The organism is Pradoshia sp. Z5_111 (genome assembly GCF_058267535.1).
Window position 1 is genome coordinate 130,085 of sequence record NZ_JBZCPQ010000007.1, and the last position, 25,856, is coordinate 155,940.

Annotated in this window: 25 protein-coding genes; 20 read left to right on the top strand and 5 right to left on the bottom strand. The window is 38.6% G+C overall.

Translation table 11 applies throughout. The features are described 5' to 3' along the window. The first annotated feature begins 296 nt into the window (after positions 1–296). From yqfC to cccA, 16 genes are all read left to right on the top strand, one after another. Complete coding sequence (gene yqfC, locus AC4D4A_RS15035; RefSeq protein ID WP_066105239.1) at positions 297–581, top strand: sporulation protein YqfC; 285 nt, start codon at positions 297–299, stop codon at positions 579–581. Positions 582–598: 17 nt separating this feature from the next. Further along, positions 599–1,786, top strand: coding sequence for a sporulation protein YqfD (yqfD, locus tag AC4D4A_RS15040; protein WP_490996628.1), 1,188 nt, complete (start codon positions 599–601; stop codon positions 1,784–1,786). A gap of 3 nt (positions 1,787–1,789) precedes the next feature. Then, complete coding sequence (locus AC4D4A_RS15045) at positions 1,790–2,761, top strand: PhoH family protein (protein ID WP_490996629.1); 972 nt, start codon at positions 1,790–1,792, stop codon at positions 2,759–2,761. 162 nt (positions 2,762–2,923) lie between these two features. Continuing rightward, entirely contained in the window at positions 2,924–5,068 is a 2,145-nt protein-coding gene (locus AC4D4A_RS15050; RefSeq protein WP_490996630.1) for an HD family phosphohydrolase, read from the top strand. 14 nt (positions 5,069–5,082) lie between these two features. Further along, complete coding sequence (gene ybeY, locus AC4D4A_RS15055) at positions 5,083–5,553, top strand: rRNA maturation RNase YbeY (RefSeq protein WP_490996631.1); 471 nt, start codon at positions 5,083–5,085, stop codon at positions 5,551–5,553. Then, positions 5,537–5,920 (top strand): diacylglycerol kinase family protein, encoded by a 384-nt coding sequence (locus AC4D4A_RS15060; protein WP_490996632.1) that lies wholly within the window; start codon positions 5,537–5,539, stop codon positions 5,918–5,920. The genes ybeY and AC4D4A_RS15060 overlap by 17 nt, the downstream gene beginning before the upstream one ends. Before the next feature lie 384 nt (positions 5,921–6,304). Then, a complete protein-coding gene (gene era / locus AC4D4A_RS15065; RefSeq protein ID WP_490996633.1) occupies positions 6,305–7,222 on the top strand; it encodes a GTPase Era in 918 nt (305 codons plus the stop codon). 469 nt (positions 7,223–7,691) lie between these two features. After that, on the top strand, positions 7,692–7,835 hold the full coding sequence (locus tag AC4D4A_RS15070) for a YqzL family protein (protein WP_066105219.1): 144 nt from the start codon (positions 7,692–7,694) through the stop codon (positions 7,833–7,835). Positions 7,836–7,865: 30 nt separating this feature from the next. After that, positions 7,866–8,618 (top strand): DNA repair protein RecO, encoded by a 753-nt coding sequence (recO, locus tag AC4D4A_RS15075; RefSeq protein WP_490996634.1) that lies wholly within the window; start codon positions 7,866–7,868, stop codon positions 8,616–8,618. A gap of 294 nt (positions 8,619–8,912) precedes the next feature. After that, positions 8,913–10,295 (top strand): glycine--tRNA ligase, encoded by a 1,383-nt coding sequence (locus AC4D4A_RS15080; RefSeq protein WP_490996635.1) that lies wholly within the window; start codon positions 8,913–8,915, stop codon positions 10,293–10,295. 135 nt (positions 10,296–10,430) lie between these two features. Further along, a complete protein-coding gene (gene ccpN, locus AC4D4A_RS15085; RefSeq protein ID WP_490996636.1) occupies positions 10,431–11,069 on the top strand; it encodes a transcriptional regulator CcpN in 639 nt (212 codons plus the stop codon). A gap of 43 nt (positions 11,070–11,112) precedes the next feature. Continuing rightward, positions 11,113–11,919, top strand: a complete 807-nt coding sequence (locus AC4D4A_RS15090) for a pyruvate, water dikinase regulatory protein (protein ID WP_490996637.1) — start codon at positions 11,113–11,115, stop codon at positions 11,917–11,919. Positions 11,920–12,165: 246 nt separating this feature from the next. Continuing rightward, on the top strand, positions 12,166–12,657 hold the full coding sequence (locus AC4D4A_RS15095) for a YaiI/YqxD family protein (RefSeq protein WP_490996638.1): 492 nt from the start codon (positions 12,166–12,168) through the stop codon (positions 12,655–12,657). 41 nt (positions 12,658–12,698) lie between these two features. After that, on the top strand, positions 12,699–14,516 hold the full coding sequence (dnaG, locus tag AC4D4A_RS15100; RefSeq protein WP_490996639.1) for a DNA primase: 1,818 nt from the start codon (positions 12,699–12,701) through the stop codon (positions 14,514–14,516). 37 nt (positions 14,517–14,553) lie between these two features. After that, positions 14,554–15,690, top strand: coding sequence for an RNA polymerase sigma factor RpoD (rpoD, locus tag AC4D4A_RS15105; protein WP_066105200.1), 1,137 nt, complete (start codon positions 14,554–14,556; stop codon positions 15,688–15,690). Between the two features lie 384 nt (positions 15,691–16,074). Continuing rightward, positions 16,075–16,431: a cytochrome c550 gene (cccA, locus tag AC4D4A_RS15110; protein WP_490996640.1), complete on the top strand. Its 357-nt coding sequence runs from the start codon at positions 16,075–16,077 to the stop codon at positions 16,429–16,431. Positions 16,432–16,566: 135 nt separating this feature from the next. Here the strand turns inward: cccA and AC4D4A_RS15115 are convergent, their stop codons facing one another. The 3 genes from AC4D4A_RS15115 to AC4D4A_RS15125 are packed head-to-tail and all read right to left on the bottom strand — an operon-like array spanning position 16,567 to position 19,279. Further along, a complete protein-coding gene (locus tag AC4D4A_RS15115; protein ID WP_490996641.1) occupies positions 16,567–17,559 on the bottom strand; it encodes an ABC transporter permease in 993 nt (330 codons plus the stop codon). Then, entirely contained in the window at positions 17,552–18,472 is a 921-nt protein-coding gene (locus AC4D4A_RS15120; protein WP_490996642.1) for an ABC transporter ATP-binding protein, read from the bottom strand. Before AC4D4A_RS15120 ends, AC4D4A_RS15115 begins: the two co-directional genes overlap by 8 nt. A 3-nt stretch (positions 18,473–18,475) precedes the next feature. After that, positions 18,476–19,279, bottom strand: a complete 804-nt coding sequence (locus AC4D4A_RS15125) for a GDSL-type esterase/lipase family protein (RefSeq protein WP_490996643.1) — start codon at positions 19,277–19,279, stop codon at positions 18,476–18,478. Between the two features lie 203 nt (positions 19,280–19,482). Here AC4D4A_RS15125 and AC4D4A_RS15130 point away from each other — a divergent pair, with 203 nt between their 5' ends. Then, positions 19,483–20,190 carry a tRNA (adenine(22)-N(1))-methyltransferase gene (locus tag AC4D4A_RS15130; RefSeq protein ID WP_490996644.1) on the top strand — a complete coding sequence of 236 codons (708 nt, stop codon included), beginning with the start codon at positions 19,483–19,485 and terminating at the stop codon, positions 20,188–20,190. Beyond that, entirely contained in the window at positions 20,187–21,311 is a 1,125-nt protein-coding gene (locus AC4D4A_RS15135) for a Nif3-like dinuclear metal center hexameric protein (protein ID WP_490996680.1), read from the top strand. Before AC4D4A_RS15130 ends, AC4D4A_RS15135 begins: the two co-directional genes overlap by 4 nt. A gap of 417 nt (positions 21,312–21,728) precedes the next feature. On the opposite strand, the gene AC4D4A_RS15140 is transcribed toward AC4D4A_RS15135, so the two are convergent. Continuing rightward, entirely contained in the window at positions 21,729–22,670 is a 942-nt protein-coding gene (locus AC4D4A_RS15140) for a 4-hydroxy-3-methylbut-2-enyl diphosphate reductase (RefSeq protein WP_490996645.1), read from the bottom strand. A 148-nt stretch (positions 22,671–22,818) separates the two neighbouring features. Then, positions 22,819–23,427, bottom strand: a complete 609-nt coding sequence (gene vrrA, locus AC4D4A_RS15145; RefSeq protein WP_139892582.1) for a VrrA/YqfQ family protein — start codon at positions 23,425–23,427, stop codon at positions 22,819–22,821. Positions 23,428–23,637: 210 nt separating this feature from the next. On the opposite strand from vrrA, the gene AC4D4A_RS15150 reads away from it, so the two are divergent. Next, positions 23,638–24,933, top strand: a complete 1,296-nt coding sequence (locus tag AC4D4A_RS15150; protein ID WP_225983608.1) for a DEAD/DEAH box helicase — start codon at positions 23,638–23,640, stop codon at positions 24,931–24,933. A 21-nt stretch (positions 24,934–24,954) separates the two neighbouring features. After that, positions 24,955–25,851, top strand: a complete 897-nt coding sequence (locus tag AC4D4A_RS15155; RefSeq protein ID WP_490996646.1) for a deoxyribonuclease IV — start codon at positions 24,955–24,957, stop codon at positions 25,849–25,851. Positions 25,852–25,856 lie beyond the last annotated feature (5 nt).

Here is a 25,856-nt window from a genome sequence, read left to right on the forward strand (position 1 = left end):
CATTTAATCCTAATTCTTCCTATGGTAATTGGTCATAGATTTTACTTGATTGATTTAAACAGATGAAATCTGACCAATCAAACTCTACAACACTATTTGTTAATCAAGTAAACGTTAGAATGTACATCGGATTATAAATGATAACAACGTTTTCTCTCCGTCAGATTATTGATAATGGAACGTTTTAATTAAGCATTTAATGACCTCTTAACGAATAAGTATGATTATGAGGTGATTTTACAGAACAGCCTGTAATGATTACGAAGATATTAACCGGCGGAAAGGGAGGTTTCCTTATGGCTCGTGCATGGGGGTATCGTTTAAAGAGGTGGGTCACGGCCGCAATGGACCTGCCCCAGGATATCATGATGGATTTGCCAAGGATTACGATGGTGGGTCAAATTCATATTTACATAGAGAATCATAAAGGCTTACTTACATTTTCAGACCAGGAATTAAGATTGCTGCTTAAGAACGGACAACTCCTTGTCAAAGGTCAGGCTTTTGTATTAAAAACTATTCTTCCGGAAGAAATTTTACTTGAAGGGAAAATTGATCAAGTTATATTCCTCGAAGAATAACCTAATAGGAGGTTCTTATGAAAAACCAATGGACGAATACTATTACCGGCTATATTAAAGTGAAAATAAAGGGGCAAGGTACAGAGCGATGTATAAACAGGATGCTTAAAGAGGGCATTCAAGTTTGGGATGCAAAAAATATGGGCACAGAAACAGTTGTTTTTTATATGAAGCTATCTGACATTCCTCAATTGAGGAAGGCAGTAAGAAACAGCGGCTGTAAGGTCTCTTTTTTAGAAAGAAGAGGAGGGCCTTTTTTTGCCTTAAAACTGAAAAGATACAGCGGTCTGGTGGTCGGTGTGATGCTGTTTTTTATGATCATTTTTATTCTATCTAATATGATTTGGGGGATAAAAATAGAAGGGGCCAGTCCGGCGATTGAACATCAAATCAGTAAAGAATTGGATGAAATGAATATAAAAGTCGGGAAGCTTCAGTTTGCTGTTGGGGATATGGAAGATATACAAAAGGAGCTCAGTGAACGGGTACCATCCATTACCTGGATTGGCGTACAGCTGGAAGGGACGACCTTTCATTTTCAGGTTGTTGAAAAAAAGCAGCCTAAGAAGAACTCTGCTGATTTATATGTGAATCTCATTTCCGCAAAAAAAGCGACCATTGTCCAAACGATGGTTGAAAGAGGACAAGGCTTGGTAGAAAAGCATCAGGTTGTCAGCAAGGGGCAAATCCTGGTTAGCGGATTTATTGGTAAAGAGGATAATCAAAAATTTGTAGGAGCTAAAGGAAAGGTCATGGGAGAAGCATGGTATAAAACAAGCGTAGAGGTTCCGCTCGAAACGAATTTATATGTGTTTAATGGTGATGCTAAAAATAAATACAGTCTAAGCTTTGGTAATACTCATGTGCCGATATGGGGATTTGGTGAACATAATTTTAAAGAATATGAAGTGGAAGAGGATGAAAAAACATTTAAATTTTTGAAGTGGGAGGTTCCTGTTGCCTTTCATAAGAAGACATATCGCAGTAAAGAAAAGGTGACACGAGTCTATACAAAAACTGAGGCGGAGAAGCAGGCGATGAATATGGGGAAAAAGGATGTTCTGAAGAATGCTCCCGATGATGCAACCATAATGAATGAAAAAATTTTGAAAAACCAGCTTGACAATGGTAAAGTTAAAATGACTATACATTATCAAGTTTTAGAAAATATTGCAATCGGACAACCGATGATTCAAGGAGACTAGCGAATGTCAGAGAAGTCTAAATTGATTAATTTACAATTGGAATCACCAAATGAGGCAGCAGAACTGTTTGGTGTACATGATAGCAATCTAAAGATATTGGAAAGTGAGCTTGGAGTCAGTATTGTTTCCAGGGGTGAAACAATCAGTGTGTCCGGTAATCCTGAGAATTTGGAGAAAGCGGATGAGATCCTGCAAACGCTTTTAGCCATTATACGAAAAGGGATTAAGATTGGACCTCGTGAGGTTGTTTATGCGATAAATTTATCAAATAGCGGTACATTGGAATACTTTTCTGATCTATATGATGAGGAAATTGCCAGAAGCGCTAAGGGTAAATCAATCCGTGTAAAAACATTGGGCCAGAAGGAATATATCTCTGCTATTAGAGGAAAAGATTTAGTATTTGGGATTGGTCCAGCCGGAACGGGAAAAACGTATTTAGCTGTTGTTATGGCCGTGACTGCATTGAAAAATGGACATGTTAAACGTATTATTTTAACAAGGCCGGCCGTCGAAGCAGGTGAAAGCTTGGGCTTCTTACCGGGAGATCTAAAAGAAAAAGTGGATCCATATTTACGACCTCTTTATGATGCCCTTCATGATATCTTAGGGTTAGAACAAACAACCAGACTTATTGAGCGTGGTACAATTGAAATAGCACCCTTAGCCTATATGAGGGGAAGAACGCTTGATGACGCTTTTGTGATTCTGGATGAAGCGCAAAATACAACACAGGCTCAAATGAAAATGTTCCTGACTCGACTGGGATTTGGTTCTAAAATAGTCGTTACCGGTGATACTTCACAAATAGATCTGCCACGTGGTGTCCAATCAGGGCTAAGGGCAGCTGAAAGAATATTAAAAGATGTTTCAGGCATTAAGTTTATCCATCTAGATCAAACTGATGTGGTTAGACATCCACTTGTTGCAAAAATCATTCAGGCATATGAAAATTTTGAACCAACTCAACAGTGATAATAAAGTTAGAAACATGCCACAGAATTAACTGTGGCTTTTTTTATTATAAATTTGTTATTCTTACAATTGTAAGTGAAAGGAACAATAAAACCTGTTATTATTACAGAAAGTGTTAGAAAATTATATATAAATAAAATCCTCCGCCGGAAAGGGAAACGTATGAAATTTAAAACCATAGGCAGCTCTTTTAAAAATTGGGTATCCAAACCAGTTTCGCAGATAGGTATTCTTTTATTAATGGCGCTCATTTCCTTTATTTTTTTGTTTGATAGCGTTAAACCGGAAAAACTTGATGTTGAGCTTTACAATGTTGCTGAAACGACGATTCGGTCTCCGAAGACAATAGAAGATCCAGTCGAAACAAAAGAAAAGCAGCAAAAAGCAGTTAATAGTGTTGAGGATGTTTATACAGTTAATAAAGAATATGTGAAAAAGAGAGTCAATTTAATAAATGAAATCTATACATCGGCAGAAAGTGTGGTTAGTGCCGGTTTGAAAAATCAAGAGGTGGAGAAAGATAAGAAAAATTCGGCACAAACACTTTTGAAGCCTTCAGATTATGTATCTGATTTAAGAGGAAAATTATCTGATAATGTTAATAAAGATTTAACCGATGAAACACTGATTAATCTGTTGGGCTCGACCTTATCTGACTTATCCATTGCCAAGGATATTACGATGACCAGCATTAATGAGACCATGAAAGATGGCATAAGGGCAAATGAGGTCGAAAATGCCAAGAAGAAGGTCGAAGAGGGAATAAAATACTCTAGTCTTCCTGTGAGATTAAAATCAGCATCAGTTGATTTAGGAAGGTATGCAATTATTCAGAACGTGTTTTTTGATCCTGAATCAACAGAGAGAGCAAGGGAAAATGCAAGTGAATCCGTTGAGCCTGTCAGGATTCTTCAGGGACAGATCATTGCCGAGGAAGGATATTTAATTGACGCAGAAGTTTATCGCCAATTAAAGCTGGTTGGTCTTCTGAATAGTGAGGACTCCCTTCTTCCATATGTTGGATTGGCTGCGGTTATTGTATTAATTTTTGCTGGTGTCTATATGATGTTTGGTAATACAATCAGAAACGAAGAACATGAAGATTATCGGGATAATCTATTCATTTTCAGTATCGTCTATCTCCTGGCACTGCTATTTATGAAGATAATTCATATATTTGTAATGTTAAGCCAGGAATCAATCGCTTATTTCTTCCCCGCAGCGATGGCGGCCATGCTTGTAACAATCCTAATGAGAGAGCGCTATGCTGTGGGAATAACAATAGTCCTTTCCGTTATCGGCAGTATAATGTTTAAAGAGGAATTAGCGGGAACTGTACATGTGACGATGGGGATTTATATTCTTGTAAGCGGCATCTCGGGAATCCTTCTATTGAAACAGGGGATAGCGCGCACTAGTATATTAAGAGCAGGTATGATCAATGCAATCATTAATTTGATCGTGGTATTAGGTCTGATCTGGATTGGCGGGAGCGGTATTAATCACATTATGATTCTTGTTGCAGCGATTGCGTCAGGGGTCATCTCTGCTGTCTTTACGATTGGAATCCTTCCTTTTATTGAAACAGGATTTGGTATATTCTCTTCTATGAGGATGATTGAATTATCAAATCCGAATCATCCGCTTTTACGAAAAATATTAACGGAGGCTCCCGGTACCTATCATCATAGTGTGATGGTTGCAAACCTTGCTGAGGCCGCTTGTGAAGCGATTGGAGCCAATGGGTTGCTTGCAAGGGTTGGATGTTACTATCATGATATAGGGAAAACGAAGAGACCTTATTATTTTATTGAGAATCAGGTCAATATTGAAAATCCTCATGATCATCTGTCACCGGAGAAAAGTACAAAAATTATAGTTTCCCATGTGACTGATGGGGCTGAAATGGTGAAAAAATATAAGATGCCGAAAGAGATTGTCGATATTGTTGAACAGCATCACGGGACAACCCTGCTAAAGTTCTTTTACCACAAAGCATGTGAAGCAGGGGGCGAGGTTAAGGATGAAAACTTCAGATATCCAGGGCCGAAAGCGCAAACGAAGGAAGCAGCTATTATTGGGATAGCGGATAGTGTAGAAGCAGCTGTACGATCCTTGAAGTCTCCTACGCAGGCTACAATCGAAAAGCTTGTAAAGTCCATAATTGCTGATAGACTAAATGATGGACAGTTGAATGAATGCGATTTAACGTTTAAGGAATTGAATAAAGTAAGTCAATCTTTATGTGAAACGTTAGCGGGCATATTTCATAACCGCATTGAATATCCAGAATTAGAAAAAGAATAGAGTAGGTGAAAGAAATGATTCTAACCATTGATATCTTAGATGAAACGGAGCAAGTAACTCCACAACAACAGGAGCTCGTCGCAAAATTGCTTGAATTTGCAGCTATGCAGGAAAAGGTGACAGAGGGCAGCGAAGTTTCTGTAACTTTTGTAAATAACGAACGTATTCATGAAATTAATAAAGAGTACCGTCAAAAAGATGCGCCAACCGATGTTATCTCATTTGCTATGGAAGAAATGGGAGAGGGAGAAATTGAGATTATCGGTGAGGACGTTCCGGCAGTCTTAGGGGATATTATTATCTCGATTGACCGTACGAAGGAACAGGCTGAAGAATATGGACATTCATATGAACGTGAACTTGGTTTTTTGGCAATCCACGGATTCCTTCACTTGCTTGGCTATGACCATATGAATGAAGAAGATGAAAAAGTAATGTTTTCAAGACAAAAAGAGTTGTTGGAACAGTATGGGCTCACAAGATAAGAAAGCATTGTACCGTTTTTTAAAAGGATTTTATTATGCCTGGCAGGGAATTCTCTATGGAGCAAAAAAAGAAGCAAATTTCAGGTTCCATTTGACTGCCGCTATAGTCGTTTGTATAGCGGCTTTTTCCTTCTCTATTACAAAAATAGAATGGTTATTTGTCCTTATAGCGATTGGTGGTATGCTGATGTTAGAGCTTATTAATTCAGCGATAGAAAAAGTGGTGGATCTGGTAACAGGAGAATATCATCCGCTTGCTAAGGCAGCAAAAGATTTAGCTGCTGGAGCTGTATTGGTATATGCTATTCTTTCGGCTATTATCGGTTTTATTATTTTTCTGCCTAGGATCTGGAGCATGCTTGTTTAATTGAAGAAGAGAAAGTAAGATATGGATAATCAAGGTTTAATTATTGAGTAAAAAGCGTGTTAAGGTATATGTACTAACCCTAATTGAAGCAGCTGTCGAAAAAGGTGACTGATTCATTGCTGTTACATGAAATGCAGCTTATTCTATATATGATTGTATAAATAAACGCATTTTTTCAATCTTTTTCTCATGGATTAACCAAATATAAAAAATTGGCGGTAACAGCTGAAAGAGAGCATCCTGTTACTTCTTGTGGGACTGAAGGTAGGCTATTTCGGATTGTGAGATAGCGTATATCGGTAATTTCAACTAACTTACAAGATGATAAAAGAGGATTCGAAAGATCAAGAGCTGTTATCCGGAGCCTTACACCGGAGGAAATGCATGACTAATCAAACTAATAAATCATTTAAATCAGGATTTGTATCTATTATTGGAAGACCAAATGTAGGTAAATCGACTTTTATCAACCGAGTTATTGGGCAAAAAATTGCCATTATGAGCGATAAACCGCAAACCACACGTAATAAAGTTCAAGGCGTATTAACAACAAATGAAAGTCAAATCATTTTTATTGATACACCGGGAATCCATAAACCAAAGCACAAGCTTGGTGATTTTATGATGAAAGTGGCTTCAACTGCATTGCAGGAAGTAGATGCCATTCTCTTTATGGTAAACGCCGAGGAGGGCTTTGGACGCGGAGAGGAATTTATTATTGAAAAGTTAAAAACATGTAAGACACCTGTTTTCCTTGTCATTAATAAAATCGACCAGATTCATCCCGATGAATTATTCAGCATCATAGATAAGTATAAAGAGAAATATGACTTTGCTGAAATTGTTCCTATTTCTGCTCTTGAAGGAAATAATATTGAAACTTTATTAAAGCAAATTAATGCTTATTTACCAGAGGGACCGCAATATTATCCAGCCGATCAAATAACAGATCACCCAGAACGTTTCATTATTTCAGAGATGATTCGTGAAAAAGCATTACATTTAACAAGAGAAGAAGTCCCACATTCCCTTGCAGTAGTGATTGATAAAATTGAGCGAAAAGAAAAATCAGAGACCGTCCACATTATGGCAACAGTCATTGTAGAACGTGACTCCCAAAAAGGAATCATTATCGGGAAAAAAGGCGCGATGCTAAAAGAAATAGGACAACGCGCCCGCACCGACATCGAAAACCTACTAGGCTCCAAAGTATTCCTAGAACTATGGGTAAAAGTCCAAAAAGACTGGAGAAACAAAGCCTCCCATTTAAGGGATATTGGATTTAGAGAAGATGATTATTAAGATGCTGAGACGGCTTGGTCAGGAGAGAGGAGCATAAGACAGAGGCACGAAGGGGAAGGTTCTCCCCCGCAGTGGCTATGCTTATGTCTAGCCGTCGAAGCTCGATTAATTAAGATGCTGAAGGGCCTTGGTCAGACGCGACAAGCATAAGACGAATACTCGAAGGGAGGGTTTTTCTCCCGTAGGGTATTTGCTTATGACTCGAGCTCTTAGGCCCTGAAGCTCGATTGCATAAAGGGCAGGACGTAGGAGCTGAATCAAGGATCAAAGACTAAAAACGCCACGTCCTGTGGCAACGTCTTCATGACCTACTTCCTGCAGGCTTTTACATTAAAAAATAATTTTATTCGGCAATATAGGGAAACGGAATTAGTAAATTTTTAATCACATGATTTTTTTCAGGTTGGTGAAGCTAATGTTAGGTAAGGGGAGACAATTAGCGTTTCTATGAACGAAAGGTGGAATAAGTATGATTAGCTTTACCTGGAATGTTTTTAGACAAACCGGCAGTGTGGATACTTATCTTCTTTTTAAGGAACTTGAAAGACAGAATGAAGGCCAACCTGATGTGATTAAAGAGGATCACGAAGAAATGGAAATCCCTATAATTTAATAATCTTGCCGTCATATTGGAGTGAGTGACGTGCTAACAAAGTGCGAAGGAATTGTCATTCGCAGTACTGACTATGGTGAAACAAATAAAATTATTACGTTATATACCAGAGAATTTGGGAAAATTGGAGTGATGGCTAGAGGAGCGAAAAAGCCCAACAGCCGCTTCTCAGCTGTCACCCAGTTGTTTCATTATGGTACATATTTATTTCAGGGAAGCCGTGGACTGGGTCAATTACAGCAAGCGGAGACCAAAGAATCCTTCCGTTCCATTCGAGAGGATATCTTCTTAACTGCCTATGCTGCCTTTATCGCAGAATTATTGGATAAAGGAACAGAGGAGAGAAAACCTCACCCATCCTTATATGACCTATTTTATCTATCGCTCCATTATATCGATGAGGAATATGATCCGGAAGTCATTATGAATATAGTCGAATTGAAGATGTTAAACATTTTTGGATTCGCACCTGAGTTAAGCCGATGCGTGAATTGTGGGGCACAGGATGGTACGTTTTCCTTTTCTGTAAGAGAAGGTGGTCTATTATGTCATCGATGTGAGCATATTGATCCCTATAAAATTAAGATATCACCGGCTGTCGTTAGGATTTTGCGTATCTTGTATTACATGGACTTAAATCGCCTTGGTACCATATCTATTAAAGATGAGACCAAACAGGAAATCAGAAAAGTCCTGGATGCATACTATGGTGAGTATTTAGGTGTAGAATTAAAAGCAAAACGTTTTCTAAACCAAATGAATAAATTCAAAGGGAATTTTTAATCATTTCCTTTAGGTGATTGTATTGACAATACAGGTCATTATTGTATAGAATGTGAGATAAATTAATATGTAGTTACAGTGAAGGAAAGTAGTATTTGGATTACGATATGCTAAGCGAGTCCGGGACTGGTGTAAGCCGGAACATATCAACCAAAGAAGGCAGTCTGGAGTAACGCATACAAAGTGGCCGGAAATCCGGCAAATAGGGTGGAACCGCGGGTTAACTCTCGTCCCTATGCTCTTAAAAAGCATAGAGACGAGAGTTTTTTAATTTGTACAAAGGAGAGAACGAATATGACAGTATCAATGGATCAAATTGTGTCACACGCGAAACACAGAGGATTTATTTTTCCCGGCTCCGAAATTTACGGAGGACTTGCGAATACATGGGATTATGGCCCTCTTGGCGTAGAGGTAAAAAACAATATTAAAAAAGCATGGTGGAAAAAGTTTATTCAAGAATCACCATACAATGTGGGCCTTGATTCTGCAATACTAATGAATCCACGTACGTGGGAGGCTTCCGGTCATATCGGAAACTTTAATGATCCAATGATTGATTGTAAGAAATGTAAAGCTCGTCATCGTGCGGATAAATTGATTGAGGATGCATTGCAGGCTAAAGGTACAGAGATGATCGTGGATGGCTTATCTTTTGATAAAATGCAAGAATTGATTCAAGAGAATGATATTGCATGTCCAGATTGTGGAGCAAAGGATTTTACAGAAATTAGACAATTTAACCTAATGTTCAAAACATTCCAGGGTGTTACTGAAACGAGTACAAATGAAATCTTCCTTCGTCCAGAAACAGCACAAGGTATTTTTGTTAACTTTAAAAATGTACAGCGTACAATGAGAAAAAAATTGCCTTTTGGTATTGCTCAGGTTGGTAAGAGCTTCCGTAACGAGATTACACCAGGTAACTTTACATTCCGTACACGTGAATTTGAACAAATGGAATTGGAATTTTTCTGCAAACCAGGTTCAGAACTGGAATGGTTCCAATATTGGAAAGATTATGCTGAAAACTGGTTGTTATCATTAGGTATGAAAAAGGAAAACTTCCGCCTTCGTGATCATGAGGAGGAAGAACTATCTCATTACAGTAATGCAACCACTGATTTTGAATATAAATTCCCGTTTGGTTGGGGAGAGCTTTGGGGCATTGCATCCCGTACAGACTTTGATTTAAAGAGACATATGGAGTACTCAGGAGAAGATTTCAACTATTTGGATCCTGAGACAAACGAAAAGTATATTCCTTATTGTATTGAGCCATCCCTGGGAGCAGACCGCGTAACATTGGCTTACTTAATTGATGCATATGAAGAAGAACAGCTTGAAGATGGTACTTCCCGTACGGTAATGCATCTTCATCCAGCTCTGGCACCATTTAAAGCTGCAGTACTGCCGCTGTCCAAAAAGCTTTCTGAGGGGGCAAGAGAAGTATTTGCCAAACTGTCAGAGGACTTTATGGTAGACTATGATGAAGCCGGTTCTATCGGTAAACGATATCGTCGTCATGATGAAATTGGAACACCTTTCTGTATCACATATGATTTTGATTCAGTTGAGGATAACCAAGTAACTGTACGTGACCGTGATACAATGGAGCAAACTCGTATCAGCATCGAAGAACTTCCAGCCTTTTTACAAACAAAAATTAAATTTTAATGTAAAGCTTGCTCAATAAGGAATGCAATCTCCCCTTATTGGGCAGGCTTATTTTAAATTAAGTGGATTTATTACACTTCATGTATAAATAGTTTATACTTAAATTATATAATTTAAGTATATGGGCACTTTAGGGTGGTGAGTAAGATCGAACTAAGCAAAAGACAAGAACAAATCCTTCAAATTGTTAAAGATAATGGGCCGATTACTGGCGAAAATATTGCCGAACAATTAAATTTAACACGTGCTACATTGCGCCCGGATTTAGCGATTTTGACAATGGCCGGTTATTTGGATGCAAGGCCGCGTGTAGGGTATTTCTATACAGGCAGGACGGAAACCCAATTGCTCACAGATAATCTTAAAAAGCTATTGGTCGGAGATTATCAGTCTATACCAATTGTAGTCAGTGAAGGTGTATCTGTTTACGATGCAATATGCACCATGTTTTTAGAAGATGTGGGTACCTTATTTGTTGTGGATAAAGAGTCGCTTCTTGTTGGTGTTCTTTCCAGGAAAGACCTGTTAAGAGCTAGTCTCGGTCAACAGGAATTAAGCAGTATTCCGGTACATATTATTATGACAAGAATGCCTAATATTACGGTGTGCACGAAAGAAGATTTACTGATTGATGTGGCAGAGAAATTAATCGATAAGCAAATTGATGCCCTACCGGTTGTCAAAAAAAGTCCAAAGGGCTTTGAGGTCATAGGCCGGTTAACTAAAACAAACATAACAAAGGCGTTTGTTGGTTTGGCGCGAGACGACCATTAATCAATTCAGATAAAAGAGAAATTATTCATTATTGGAGGAGACAATGAATCAATCTATCATATATGTGGTTTCGGATTCAGTGGGTGAAACAGCGGACCTTGTGACAAAGGCGGCAGTGAGTCAATTTAGTAATCATAATATTACGCTTAAACGAATACCTTTCGTGGAAGATATATCGACCATCGATGAGGTGTTAAGTTTAGCTGAAATGGATAATGCTATTATAGCTTATACGTTGGTAAAGCCAGATATACGCGAGTATATGGCTGAAAAAGCTGCAGAAAAAAAGATCGTGTCTTTTGATATAATTGGTCCTTTCATTGATACGCTTGAAAAACAGTTTGGAGAACAAGCTTTAAATGAACCTGGATTGGTTAGGAAGTTGGACGAAAATTATTTTAAGCGTGTTGAGGCAATTGAATTTGCAGTGAAATATGATGATGGCAGAGATCCAAAAGGAATTGTCAAGGCTGATATTGTACTATTGGGTGTATCACGTACCTCAAAAACTCCTTTATCTCAATTTTTGGCACATAAACGATTTAAGGTGGCGAATGTCCCGCTTGTTCCAGAAGTTGAACCTCCTGAAGAATTATTCAAGATAAATCCTAATAAATGTATTGGATTAGCGATTAGCAGTGAAAAGTTGAACAATATCAGAAGAGAACGTCTAAAGTCTCTCGGATTGAATGATAGCGCGGTTTATGCAAATATGGATCGCATAAAAGAAGAATTAGCCTACTTTGAAGCCATTGTTAACAAACTTAATTGCCCCGTTATTGATGTAACGAATAAGGCTGTAGAAGAAACCGCAAATATTATTGTTAATATCGTAAATAAACAACAATAAAAAAGAGCATGCGGAAGCATGTTTTTTACATGTAAAATAAAGGATTATGTTAAGCGAGTTAAAAGTGTGGCAATTTGACAAGATTTATTTTATAATAAAAAATCGTGATAAAATACCTTTCATCAGGTTTAGAGTTATTTATAAAGGAATAAACTAGAATAAGCTTTTAAAAAACAAAAAGTCAAGAAGTCCTAAAAAAAATAATTCGACAAATGGATAATCAGCCTGGAAAAAAGAAGGATTAAGATGAGAGATGTAGAAATACAAAGGAAGAGTCGTTTAACGGTTTTTGTAGATGCGGATGCCTGCCCGGTTAAAGAAGAGGTTTTGAGCGTATGCAAACCATATGAAGTAGAGATTAACTTTGTGGCAGCCTATACCAACACTACCGACCGTTATCCTGATGTTACCTGGAGATGGGTAGAACCGGGAAGAGATGCGGCAGATTTATATATATTAAATCATTTAAAGCGGCATGATATTGTAATTACTGAAGATATAGGATTGGCAGCAGGATGTCTTGCTAAACATGCTTACGTCTTAACATCAAGAGGTAAAGAGATAACAGATAATGAAATTGATTCATTTCTTGAAACCAGGCATTTGAATGCGAAAGCAAGAAGATCCGGCAAGTATGAAAAAGGGCCAAGGAAAATAAAGGACCTTGATAAAATGAAATTTTCGGAAGCATTACAAAAAATATTGTCGAAAATTGAAGGATTTCAGGGACCGATATAGAATTAAGTTATTCATGCTTATTATGAAACAGGTGTTAAAATTTGAAAAACCAATTAATACCAGAAGAAACGGTGAACGAAATTCGCAATAAAAATGATATCGCTGATGTCGTTGGTGAATATGTTCAGCTAAAAAAACAAGGTCGAAATTACTTTGGTCTATGTCCATTTCATAATGAAAACAGTCCATCATTTTCTGTAGCCCCTGATAAACAAATCTTCCATTGTTTTGGATGTGGTGCCGGAGGGAATGTATTTACATTTTTAATGGACATAGAAGGATATTCCTTCACAGAAGCTGCAAAAAGTTTGGCTGAGAGGGCCAATATACCATTAGAAATTCATGAAAATGAATCTTCGGATGGGACAAAGCCCCGTCATGAGCTCGATGATATGAAGGAAGCACATGAGCTTTTAAGGAAATTTTACCATCATTTGCTTGTAAATACAAAACAGGGTCAGGACGCCCTGGAATATCTGCTGAGTCGTGGATTTACAATGGAATCCATAGAAAAATTTCAGATAGGGTACTCATTGGATTCCTGGGATTATGTGCATAATTTCCTAAAGAAGCGAAACTTTTCAATCGAACGTATGGAAAAAGCAGGTTTGCTGGTTAAACGGGAAGACGGACAGAATTATTTCGATCGATTCCGAAATAGAATTATGTTTCCGATCTTTGACAGGCAAGGTAAAACAATTGCTTTTTCTGGAAGAGCGCTTGCAGCCGGTGATGAACCAAAGTATTTAAATAGTCCTGAGACACCTCTATTTAACAAGAGCAAAATAGTATATAACTATCATCTGGCTCGCCCGTTTATAAGAAAAAAAGGCGCAGCTATCTTGTTTGAAGGATTTGCTGATTGTATATCTGCAGATCGTGCAGAGGTACACAATGGTGTTGCAACGATGGGTACAGCATTAACGGAACAGCACCTTCAATTGCTTAAACGAAGTACAGATACCATTATCATCTGTTATGATTCGGATGCCCCGGGGATAGAGGCAGCAAATAAAACGGCTGATTTGATCCGGGAGAGCGGCTGTCAGGTGAAAATTGCAGTCATGCCTAATGGGTATGATCCCGATGACTATATCAAGGAATTTGGAGAAGAAAAATTCCAAAATGATATAATAGGGGCCGCTCATACGTATATCTCTTTTAAAATGATTTACCATAAAAGAGGGAAGAACTTTGCAAACGAAGGAGATAAGATGGACTACATCGATCAAGTCCTTCGTGAAACAGCAAAGCTTGATAGTGAAGTGGAAAGAGAATTTTATTTGAGGCAAATTGCTACAGAATTCACACTTTCTCTTGATTCTTTGCTTAATCAACAGAGCAAAGTGGGTAAACATAATAAGAAGGCAAAAAACTCTCCTAATCCGAATAATCAAATGCAAGCATTTGCTACTGTGCGTAGGGATAATCGGATGAAACCTGCTTATATAAAAGCAGAGGAGACCTTGCTGGCTTTAATGCTGCATGATCGTGAACTTGCATTTCGTATTCAAAAAATGCTTGGAGAAAATCAGATGATAGTGGATGATCACCAGGCCATTATTACGTATTTATTTGCTTTTTATGAAGAAGACCACGAAGCTGACACAAGTTTGTTTCTGCATTTTCTTCCAGATCCAAATTTACGTAAGATAGTAACAGAAATTGAAATGATGACCTATAATCAAGATCCGAGTGAACAGGAATTAAATGATTATGTCCACCAAATCACTAAATATCAAAAATTATTAGTCATTAAAGAAAAAGAGGCAGAGCTACTCGAGGCCACAAGAAGACAGGACACAAGCCGTGCTGTCGAATTAGGAATCGAGCTCATCTCGTTAAGAAACTCTTTATGACTTTAAATAAGAAGTGGATTGAGAAGGAGGGGAACAAATGGCTGAAAAGTCAGCACGTTCCAAAGAAAAAGAAGTAGATAACAACACAGAAATGACATTAGATCAGGTAAAAGAATTTATTACAGAGCTAGGGAAAAAACGAAACCGCCTTACCTATGAGGATGTAGCAGAAAGACTTTCCAGCTTCGTGCTTGATTCAGAACAAATGGATGAATTTTATGAATATCTTGGAGAACAGGGTATTGATATAGTGAATGAAAGTGATGCTGATGATAATCCAGGAACTCAGGAACTTGAAAAAGAAGAAGAGTTTGATTTAAATGATCTAAGTGTTCCTCCAGGTGTAAAAATTAATGACCCTGTACGCATGTACCTAAAGGAAATTGGTCGTGTTGATCTATTATCTGCTGAAGAAGAAATTGTTTTGGCGGAGCGTATAGAAGAAGGCGATGAAGAAGCGAAAAGACGTCTGGCGGAAGCTAACCTTCGTCTCGTTGTCAGCATTGCGAAAAGATACGTAGGACGCGGCATGTTGTTCCTTGATTTGATTCAGGAAGGTAATATGGGGTTAATTAAAGCAGTTGAGAAATTTGATTACCGTAAAGGTTTCAAATTCAGTACGTATGCAACATGGTGGATCAGACAAGCTATCACTCGTGCTATTGCTGACCAAGCCAGAACAATCCGTATTCCGGTGCATATGGTAGAAACCATTAATAAACTAATCCGGGTCCAAAGACAGCTCCTTCAAGATTTAGGACGCGAGCCTTCTCCAGAAGAGATAGCTGAAGAAATGGACTTAACACCGGAAAAAGTTCGCGAGATTTTAAAAATTGCTCAAGAACCTGTATCTTTGGAAACACCAATTGGTGAAGAAGATGACTCTCACCTAGGAGATTTCATTGAAGACCAGGATGCTACATCTCCTTCTGATCATGCAGCATATGAATTGTTGAAAGAACAGCTGGAAGATGTATTGGATACTTTAACAGACCGTGAAGAGAATGTTCTTCGTTTACGTTTCGGGTTAGATGATGGCAGAACCCGTACATTAGAAGAGGTAGGTAAAGTATTTGGTGTAACACGTGAGCGTATTCGACAAATCGAAGCGAAAGCTCTTCGTAAATTGCGCCATCCGAGTCGCAGTAAACGTCTTAAGGATTTCTTAGAATAGAATATACCATAAATTGGTTCGAAAATAAAACAGCTCTACTGGATTTTCCAAGTAGAGCTGTTTTATTATTTATTGGAATAAAGTAGAACGATTCATTTTGACCTTGAGTGGTTCGATTCACAGTACATAATAAAGTTGTTTGAGATCAATAAACTGGCTTAGGGGAGTGTATTTAAAGAGCTTTCAGTGGTTTGTAATATAGGGAAATACGTTGTCATTGACTTCGAGTGTTATCCCGAATATTGATTTGAATTGTAGAAACTATGGAAAACTTTGAAGAAAATGCAAGTTATAACTTTTCCAAAATTGGTTTTTACAGTAAAATAAAGAGGGGTAAATGTAAGTTGATGGTTAATTAGTATTTACATAGGGGAGGGAACTACTATGAAAAACAATGCAGTTATGCCATACATTCTAATTATGGTGATTGGTCTTACACTAGTCTTTTTCTTATCCATTAAGGGCCTTGGGGATGCTGATAAAATGGCCAAGGAGAATGAAGAAGGTGGAAAAACAGAAGAAACAGCAAGTGCTGATAAACCTGAAGACATTTATAAAGCACAATGCTTATCTTGTCATGGCGGTAATTATGAAGGTGGAGCAGGTCCGAAGCTAATTGGGGTTACGGATAAAGAGCTTATTAAAGATCGTATCGTAAATGGTAAAGGCATGATGCCTCCTGGACTTGTCCCAGAAGACAAAGTGGACGATATGGTTGAGTTTATAGCTGGCTTAAAATAAGTATACGCGCGGGACTCTCCAAGAGGTTCCCTATTTTAAAAACAGGTTAAGGAAACGATTTCGTTTTCCTTAACCTGTTTTTGTTTTTGCCGTTATTTGAGAATAAGCTTACCGTAGTGTCGGAGGTCTATTACATTAGCTAAGCATATCCTGTCGGGTAAATACAATAAAGGAAACAAGCAGGGCGCCAAGTCCCCATATGGCTAAAACGGACAAAGAGAAAGGTAAGGTCATTCCATCAATCATGGGCATACTACCTGAAAGATAATCGATTAATTCCATATTCACACTGTAAATATATTTCGCCCCATCCCAGGCCGTTGCAAATCCCTTTAAAATAGCGCCTGCTATGAGGGAAGCAAACATAACCCCCATACCACCTGGAGTGTTACGAATCAGTATAGAGACCATAAAAGCGATTGTACCTACGATTACGCTGACATACCATACGAGTCCTGCTGACATTAAAATATATTGCCACTGTGGAATGAGCCGGATGGAATCAGTAATCAAGTTGCCATTAACATATTCAAACCCTGTCGCAATCGGTAATTTCCAGCCTGAAAAATCAAAGAATATTCCCGCCAGCAAATAAGCCATGGCTATAACAATTAAAACAATTAATGAAATAAACAGCAGAAGTGTCACATATTTGCTTAAAAGAATCTTCCACCTTTTCACCGGTCGGGTTAGCAATAATTTAATTGTACCGTCACTGCGTTCTCCGCTAATTATATCAATCGCCACAATCATTACGAGTAAAGGTATAAACATACCGATCCCCTGCTTTAGGAACTCCCTTACAAATGTTGGTGCACCCGGTGAGCTCGGATTAATATCATGTTCCAAATAGTATTGCTGCTGTTTAACCTGAATGCTTAAATAATGTTTCCATTCCTCTGATATCCCGGTACTGCTGAGACGGTTCTGACCTTCGACAATTCTCTGCTGAAGAACAACGCGCCAGTCATCTGTACCCATCCGCTTCTCAGTTTCTTTTGTTTGTTGATTTTGAGCATAAAGGAAAATTGGAATCAGAACAAGTAGGATGAGGATGATAACCGCAATACGTCGTTTTTTGATTATTTTTTCTGCTTCGTTAAATACGAGTTTACCGAACTCAATCATGGTTGATTCCCCCTGTCAGCTCCATAAATAGATCCTCTAAGGTTAATGTCTTTTCATAAACAGAATGTACATCAATCCCATTTTCAATCAATAATCGATTGTATGTACTGATTAAATCCGGTTGTAAACTGCAAATCAGCAGGTTATCTTTTATTTGTAGATCTTGTATGTTTTCTTTTGTTTTTAATAGATCATATGCTTCCTTGAGGGGAGTGACCTTCCACTCGACCCTGTCTCTGGAATGATCAAGTAGATCCTTAACAGTAGAGACGGTAATCATGTTTCCTTTATTGATAATGGCCACCCGGTCACACATTAATTGGATTTCACTTAATAAGTGACTGGATATAAATACGCTGATACCTTCTGTTTCAACTAAATAACGGACAAATTCACGTAATTCTCTTATTCCCGAAGGATCAAGGCCATTAGTAGGTTCATCTAATATTAATAATTGCGGATTTCCCAGTAATGCTTGGGCAATACCAAGGCGCTGCTTCATCCCGAGAGAATAGGTTTTAACTTTGTCATGTATTCTGCTTTCAAGATTTACCTGCCTGATAATATCCTCGATTCTGTCATCCGGAACATCTCCAAGCATCCGGGCAAACTGTTTAAGATTCTCCCAACCTGTCAGATACGTATAGAGCTCAGGGTTTTCTACAATTGAGCCTACCTGGCGCATGGCTTGCTTAAATGATGTTCGTAGGTTGTAACCAGCAATTGTAATGGTTCCTTTTGTTGGTTTAATTAAGCCTACCAGCATTCGGATGGTAGTAGTTTTACCTGCACCGTTAGGGCCTAGAAAACCAAAAACCTCTCCATGCTTCACTTCAAAGCTGATATCTTCAACAAGGTGATTCCCCTTAATGACTTTGGTTAAATGTTCTACTTTTAATACAGATTGACTCATTAATCAATCCCCTCCCAACTGTTGTTGGCTTGCGATGGATTGGATTAAGCGTTCTGATATAGCCTCGTAGCCTTTTTTATTTGGATGAAAATGATCCGTGTACAAAAAGTTTTTTCCTTGGCCCTGAAATAAGTCAAATACAGGAATGATATGTAATTCGGGGTATTGGGTAGCTAATGTTTGCAGCTGGTGATTCCAGTCAATAACAAACTTAGATGTGTCCCCTAATTCCTTGAATTCTTCAAAGGGATTGTACAGGCTGAGCCAATAGATAGGAGCATCCGCATTATTTGATCGGATTATCTCGATAATTTTCTTGCTGTTATTAACAAAAGTATTTGTATCTGGTGTATATTCAGTGAGGTTGGTTGTTAATGTTTCGACACCGGGAAAGAGATCATTTCCTCCAATTGTCATAACTATTAAATCAGCATTCTTAAGAGTATGCTTGGTGCCTGAAGTATCAAGAAGGGTTAGTAAATCGGTTGTTTTGGCTCCGCTGACTGAGAGGTTGGACAAGCTAATCTTCTGATTATAGTCCTCTGTTAATTTATTGCTTAATCTTTTTACATACCCGTCCCCGGTATCATCGCCAACACCTCGAGTTAAAGAATCGCCAAGAGCAACAATAGACAATTTTTTGGTGTCTTTTTTAGTAAGCGGCTCTTTCTCTTTTACCGTTTTATACTGAGTAATCTCCTTAGGGTTTATAACTGCCCGGGTACCCTGAATAAAGCCAACGAGTAATAGAAACGTTGTCAGTAAACTAATGATAAGGATTATACCGGTTACCCACCTTTTTCTCATTTACCCACCTGCTTTACTATAGTTTGGATGTTAATATAGTTTCAGTTTTCACGTTCCTATCTCTATTAAACCAAAATATTGAAATAAGGAGGAATATTTTGGCTGAAAAATGTGTTCTAAAAGAAAGTCCTTTGCAATAGGGGATGAGTTTTCTTATACTAAAGAAATAAATGAATTCCTATTAAGAGTGGAGTAATGAAGTAATGAATGTAGATAAATTATCAAAAAGATTAACGCGAGTAACCTCCTATGTACCAAAGGGCAGTGTTTTGGCTGATATTGGATCTGACCATGCCTATTTGCCTTGCTATGCAGTGAAAGAAGGCATCGTGCAAAAAGCCATTGCAGGAGAAGTAGTGGAAGGTCCGTTTCAATCTGCGTTAAACCAGGTGAGGGAATCTAAACTAGAAGACTCTATATCCGTTCGTAAAGGAAATGGGCTGGACGTCATATCTCATGGAGAAGTAACAGCCATTACAATATGCGGTATGGGTGGGTCTTTAATAACGAGTATTTTAGAAAATGGAAAATCTAAACTATCCGGACGGGAGACCTTAATTCTCCAACCTAATATTGGTGCTCAGTTTATACGAAAATGGCTGATTGCCGAGGGTTGGGAATTGAAAGCAGAAGAAATCCTGGAAGAGGACGAAAAAATATATGAAATTTTAGTAGCGGAAAAAGGAGAGCCATTGAAGTCTTATCGAGAATTACCTTTTGAAGCGGCAGAATTAATGGGACCATATTTATTGAAAGAAAAGAATCCGATCTTTATGAAAAAGTGGACAATGGAGTTAAGGCATTGGAATAAGATTTTGAAACAAATAGAGTCCAGTGAAAACGAACGGACTCAGGAAAAGAAAGAAGAAATCCAAAAATCTATAGAGTTGGTAGAGGAGGCGCTTCAATAATGAAAACACCGAATGGTTATGAAGTCATCCAGCTTTTTGAAAGCTTTTCTCCCAAATATTTAGCTGAGGATGGAGATCCAATTGGATTGCAGGTAGGCAGTCTTGCGAAAAAAGTACAGAAAGTAATTGTGGCATTGGATGTAACGGAAGAAGTGGTTGATGAAGCTGTAAATCAAGGTGTAGATTTAATTATTGCACATCACCCGTTAATTTTTCGGCCATTAAAAAAAATTACCCCTGATCAGCCTGCCGGGAGAACGATTGAAAAATTAATTAAAAATGATATCGCTCTGTATGCGGCGCATACGAATCTTGACATCGCGGAGGGCGGTGTCAATGATATGCTCGCTGATGCATTGGGACTAGAGAATAATTCTGTTTTGAAGGTTACCCATCGAGAAAAACTTTACAAATTAGCCGTATATACGCCTACTTCAGCTGAAACTGAAGTTCGTGAAGCATTAGGAAAAGCTGGTGCAGGCAATTTGGGCAATTACAGTCATTGCAGTTTTACCCTATCAGGCACGGGTAGATTTAAGCCAAATCAAGAGGCAGATCCGTATATTGGGTCTTCTGGCGAGTTTGAACACGTAGAAGAAGTAAAGATAGAAGTAATTGTGCCAGAATCTATTACAAACAAAGTCGTAAAAGCAATGCTCAAAGCTCATCCTTACGAAGAAGTCGCTTACGATTTGTATGTTCTTGAAAACGAGTCAGGTAAGGAATTTGGTTTAGGTCGAGTAGGTGCTGTCTCAGAGGCTATGTCTTTAAGAGAATATGCAGAGCATGTTAAAAAGGCACTAGATGTGACTTCTGTACGAGTCATCGGTGACCTTGATGCCACGGTGAAGAAGGTAGCGGTATTAGGCGGGGACGGTGATAAATTTGTAAGAACAGCTCAATTTGCCGGAGCTGATGTATTTATTACAGGAGATATTTATTACCATACAGCCGTTGATTTTAAACAAGAAGGCATGAATATCATTGACCCCGGCCATAATGTTGAAAAAATCATGAAACAAGGCGTCGCCAAAAAAATGACATCCCTATGCAAAAACGCCGGCTATGAAATAGAATTCATAGCATCTAAAATTGATACAAATCCATTCCAGGTAATCTAAAAGGCTGAAGGGCCTTGCTCAGCCGCGACAAGCATAAGAGGAGGTGCGTAGGGAGAACGCTTTTTTCTCCCGCAGCAGCTACACTTATGACTCGAGCGGTTAGGCCCTGAAGCTAGATTGGCTAAAAAGCTGAGACGGCTGGTTAAGGAACGAAGACTAAGAACACCACGTCCTGTGGCAACGTCTTCATGACCTACATCCTGTAGGCCCGCGAGGAGCATAAGACAAAGGCAAGTAGGGGGCTAATTAAGGAACAAAGGCTAAGAACGCCACATCGTGTGGCAACGTCTTTGTGACCAACGTCCTGTTGGTCTCCGCAGCAGCTACACTTATGACTTCGAGCGGTTAAGTCCTGAAAATACAAAAGTAAAAAGAAAAAAAGGACCTGGGTCCTTTTTTTCTTTTTAGCTATTTTCGTTATTTCACTTTTACTTTAGGTAATATTTTGGAAAGAGGTACTTTCTTTTCCGTTTTCCATGTCGATGAATCAGTCGGGTCGAACTGTTCCAAGAATGTAATGACTTCTTTGGTAATAGGTGTTGGTGTGGATGCTCCTGCTGTTACACCAACTACTTGAGCATCTTTAATCCATTCTATTTCCAACTCGCTGACATCAGCAATTCGATAGGCTTTTGTATGAGCGATTTCTTCCGATACCTGTGCCAATCTGTTTGAGTTATTACTCTTAGGATCCCCAACTACAATCAGAACGTCAAGGTCTTTTGCTTGCTCAGCAACAGCTTCCTGACGGACTTGAGTAGCCATGCAAATTTCTTTATGAATTTCTGCTGCAGGATATTTTTTCTTAACTTCATCTATTAAGTCGGCAACATCCCACTGACTCATAGTTGTTTGGTTGGTCACAATGATTTTCTCGTTTTCAATTGTGAGGTCATCAATATCTTGTTTGGACTCAACGAGATGGACGATATCCGGGGCTACACCAACGGCGCCTTCAGGTTCCGGGTGGCCTTTCTTACCGATATAAATGATATCATATCCTTCTTTTTCTTTTGCTTCAATTAAATTATGAGTTGCTGTTACATCCGGACAGGTTGCGTCAATCGTTACAAGCCCCTTTTGTTTGGCAATTTCTCTTACTTCAGGTGAGATACCGTGAGCAGTAAAGATGACAGTGCCGGAATCAACCTTCTCGATTATTTCTTTACGGTCTTTGCCGTCGAGGGTGATAATCCCATCTTGTTCAAACGCTTCCGTTACATGCTGATTATGAACAATCATACCCAGAATATAAATAGGGCGTGGCAAAGTTTTATCTAAAGCGGCATTTCTGGCGATAACCATCGCATCAACAACGCCGTAACAATATCCTCTTGGGGAAATTTTAACTACTTTCATTAATTCAAAAAAACCTCCTTGCTCCATGTCTGTTTGACAGATGGAGTGTTTCTTATATTATAAGCGAGTGATTAAAAACTTACAAAAAGAAATCCTTCGGGAGATATTGCATATGTAGAAAAGCGCTCCTTTTAGGGGCGCTGTATAGTTAGATGAAAAGCTTTGGCAGGGATGGTTTCACATTTTGAGGTTTCGATTTTATTATTGTGCTTCCAGGAAGCTCGTGTGAATAGTCTATTTCGCTAGATTCATTCTTTTCCTTTTTAGAGCTTTTAAGAGAAGCTGAAGATTCTATATGGTTGGATGACTCCAAAATGTTTGAGTCGACCTGATCGATAGCTTCTTCTTGATCTTCTGCTGTAGTTGCATTTAATCCCCGATAAATTTTCCACATGGATGGTAAATTTTTAATTAAAGGTCCATATTGCTGAACTTGGCGAACCATTGGTACCACACGTTCCCCTGCTGCTAACACCTTTTGCGTACTGTTCATAAAATTTGTTAAAGTGGAACCTCCTCCGGCAGCTTTAGCAGCTGTACCGGCACCCTGTGCCAAGCCGGAACCTCCTCCTCTGCCAAACAAAGAAGCCAGAAATCCTCCTCCTTGCTTGGGAGCACTTGCTGCTCCAAAAGGAATTCCTCTCCTTGGCATAGGTGGACCGAATAATCCTCTTGTATTAAATTGTGGTGGGGCAGAACCTCTGATAAAGCCTGGTCCTCGTGGCGGGCCGAAAATGGGTGGTCTCATAGGCGGCATATTTAACCCTCCTTTCTATTCAATATTTTACTTAAGTTCCCATAATAGAATATGTCAGTTAGGGACGGTAAAGTGCGAATATATGAAAGAATAGGCTTTTAATCTACAAAAACTTGTTATTAGTCCTTCACATAAGGTAATATTAGAAGGATAGTTGCTAAAAAGCTTGTAAGCATGTCAGAAAGTTGGTAAAAAATGAGTTCATTTAAAATGTTTAAGTTACCCGAATATGTATTGGAAGCTGTTGAGAAGGTAGGATTTAAGGAGCCGACAATCATACAGGAAAGAGTCATTCCAGCTGTATTTAGCGGTAAGAGTATTATAGGGCAGTCACAAACTGGCACTGGAAAAACCCATTCTTTTCTATTGCCGATCATGGCTAAAATCAATCAGGAAAAGATGGAAGTACAGGCTGTAATTACGGCACCGACGAGAGAATTAGCGGCCCAAATTTATAAAGCTGCTGTTTCTTTGAATGAGAAATTTCCTGAAGATAAACAAATTCATATAAAAAGCTATGTAGGTGGAACAGATAAACAACGTTCAATTGACAAGCTCACCGTTCAACCACAGCTTGTGATCGGTACACCTGGTCGTATTAAAGATTTATCGGAAGAAAATGCGTTGAGTGTTTTTTCTGCCGATATTTTAGTAGTTGATGAAGCTGATTTAATGATTGATTTAGGATTTATGGAAGATGTGGATAAAATCGCTTCAAGGATGGCTCCTAAGCTGCAAATGCTAGTATTTTCTGCGACAATTCCAGAAAAGCTACAGCCCTTCTTGAAAAAGTATATGAACAATCCGAAACATATCCATGTGGATCCGACAAAAGTGTCTGTAGAAAAATTGGAGCACATTCTCGTTCCTGTTAGACACCGAGACAAGGTTCAATTGGTTAAGTCAATTATTGAACTTCAAAATCCTTTCCTTGTGCTTATTTTTGCTAATACAAAGCAAAACGCAGATGAGCTGGCAGATGCTCTCCTTGAAAAGGGATTGCAGGTAGGAAGACTACACGGTAACTTACCGGCAAGAGAAAGAAAAAGGGTTATGAAAGAGATTAATGCTCTTAAATATCAATATGTTGTAGCTACAGACCTAGCAGCAAGAGGTATTGATATTGAAGGCGTAAGTCATGTGATTAACTATGAACTTCCTCAGGACCTGGATTTCTATATCCATCGCTGTGGCCGTACAGCGCGCGCAGGTATGTCCGGAGTCGCTGTTACCTTGTATGAGGAGAAAGATGATCAAGCTCTGAATAAACTCGAATCCATGGGTGTAACATTCAGCAACCGTGACGTGGTAAAAGGTGAATGGGTTGAAATTGATGACCGTAATAAGCGTAAAAAACGTAAAAATTCACCTAAAGCAGCCGGTGAGGTAAAGAATTATGGTAAATTCTCTAAGCATTTACGTAAAGTAAAGCCTGGCTATAAAAAGAAAGTAAAAGCTGAAGTAGAAAAAATCAAAAAGAGAGAAAGACGCTTAAAGAAAAGATAAACGATAACAGGGGGCAGATGGATGCTTAAAATTGGATCACATGTTTCCATGAGCGGAAAGAAAATGCTTTTAGGTGCAAGTGAAGAAGCAGTTTCTTATGGTGCCAATACATTTATGATTTATACAGGCGCTCCTCAAAACACAAGAAGAAAGAAAATCGAGGATTTAAATATTGCGGCAGGTCTATTGCATATGAAGGAAAATGGAATGAGCGATATCGTTGTCCATGCTCCTTATATTATCAATATCGGTAACGCAGTAAATCCCGCTACTTTCCAATTGGGTGTTGATTTCCTTCGTTCGGAAATCGAACGGACGGAAGCTCTGGGGGCCTACCAAATTGTATTGCATCCAGGTGCTCATGTCGGAGAAGGTTCAGAAATAGGTATTAAAAAGATCATCGAGGGATTAAATGAAGTCATTACCCCTGATCAAAAAGTCCAAATCGCATTGGAAACGATGGCCGGCAAGGGCTCAGAGTGTGGAAGAAGTTTTGAAGAATTAGCGATGATTATCGATGGAGTTACACATAATGATAAGCTGAGTGTTTGCTTTGATACTTGTCATACTCATGATGCGGGTTATGATATTGTGAATGATTTTGATGGCGTTTTAAACCATTTTGATAAAACTGTCGGTGTAGACCGCATTAAAGTGCTGCATATAAATGACAGTAAAAATGAATGTGGAATGAGAAAAGACCGACATGAAAATATCGGGTATGGAAAGATTGGTTTTGAACCTCTTCATTACATTGTTCATCATCCACAATTAAGCTCTGTACCAAAAATATTGGAAACTCCATTTGTTGGTACGGATAAAACAAACAAAAAAGCACCGTATAAACATGAAATTGGTATGCTAAGAGATGGAGCTTGGGTAGATTTTAAAGCTTCCATGCTTGGACAAACGGTATAAAGAGA

Excerpts from the sequence above, each read along its gene's own strand:
- AC4D4A_RS15120 (WP_490996642.1), bottom strand. The coding sequence starts at position 18,472 with ATGAGTCAATCTGTATTAAAAGTAGAACATTTAACCAAAGTCATTAAG.
- cccA (WP_490996640.1), top strand. The coding sequence starts at position 16,075 with ATGAAAAACAATGCAGTTATGCCATACATTCTAATTATGGTGATTGGT.
- rpoD (WP_066105200.1), top strand. The coding sequence starts at position 14,554 with ATGGCTGAAAAGTCAGCACGTTCCAAAGAAAAAGAAGTAGATAACAAC.
- AC4D4A_RS15095 (WP_490996638.1), top strand. The coding sequence starts at position 12,166 with ATGAGAGATGTAGAAATACAAAGGAAGAGTCGTTTAACGGTTTTTGTA.
- AC4D4A_RS15045 (WP_490996629.1), top strand. The coding sequence starts at position 1,790 with ATGTCAGAGAAGTCTAAATTGATTAATTTACAATTGGAATCACCAAAT.
- AC4D4A_RS15140 (WP_490996645.1), bottom strand. The coding sequence starts at position 22,670 with ATGAAAGTAGTTAAAATTTCCCCAAGAGGATATTGTTACGGCGTTGTT.
- AC4D4A_RS15050 (WP_490996630.1), top strand. The coding sequence starts at position 2,924 with ATGAAATTTAAAACCATAGGCAGCTCTTTTAAAAATTGGGTATCCAAA.
- AC4D4A_RS15130 (WP_490996644.1), top strand. The coding sequence starts at position 19,483 with ATGAATGTAGATAAATTATCAAAAAGATTAACGCGAGTAACCTCCTAT.
- AC4D4A_RS15155 (WP_490996646.1), top strand. The coding sequence starts at position 24,955 with ATGCTTAAAATTGGATCACATGTTTCCATGAGCGGAAAGAAAATGCTT.
- AC4D4A_RS15070 (WP_066105219.1), top strand. The coding sequence starts at position 7,692 with ATGATTAGCTTTACCTGGAATGTTTTTAGACAAACCGGCAGTGTGGAT.
- yqfD (WP_490996628.1), top strand. The coding sequence starts at position 599 with ATGAAAAACCAATGGACGAATACTATTACCGGCTATATTAAAGTGAAA.
- yqfC (WP_066105239.1), top strand. The coding sequence starts at position 297 with ATGGCTCGTGCATGGGGGTATCGTTTAAAGAGGTGGGTCACGGCCGCA.
- AC4D4A_RS15125 (WP_490996643.1), bottom strand. The coding sequence starts at position 19,279 with ATGAGAAAAAGGTGGGTAACCGGTATAATCCTTATCATTAGTTTACTG.
- vrrA (WP_139892582.1), bottom strand. The coding sequence starts at position 23,427 with ATGCCGCCTATGAGACCACCCATTTTCGGCCCGCCACGAGGACCAGGC.
- AC4D4A_RS15080 (WP_490996635.1), top strand. The coding sequence starts at position 8,913 with ATGACAGTATCAATGGATCAAATTGTGTCACACGCGAAACACAGAGGA.
- ybeY (WP_490996631.1), top strand. The coding sequence starts at position 5,083 with ATGATTCTAACCATTGATATCTTAGATGAAACGGAGCAAGTAACTCCA.
- era (WP_490996633.1), top strand. The coding sequence starts at position 6,305 with ATGACTAATCAAACTAATAAATCATTTAAATCAGGATTTGTATCTATT.
- AC4D4A_RS15090 (WP_490996637.1), top strand. The coding sequence starts at position 11,113 with ATGAATCAATCTATCATATATGTGGTTTCGGATTCAGTGGGTGAAACA.
- AC4D4A_RS15115 (WP_490996641.1), bottom strand. The coding sequence starts at position 17,559 with ATGATTGAGTTCGGTAAACTCGTATTTAACGAAGCAGAAAAAATAATC.
- AC4D4A_RS15060 (WP_490996632.1), top strand. The coding sequence starts at position 5,537 with ATGGGCTCACAAGATAAGAAAGCATTGTACCGTTTTTTAAAAGGATTT.
- AC4D4A_RS15150 (WP_225983608.1), top strand. The coding sequence starts at position 23,638 with ATGTTTAAGTTACCCGAATATGTATTGGAAGCTGTTGAGAAGGTAGGA.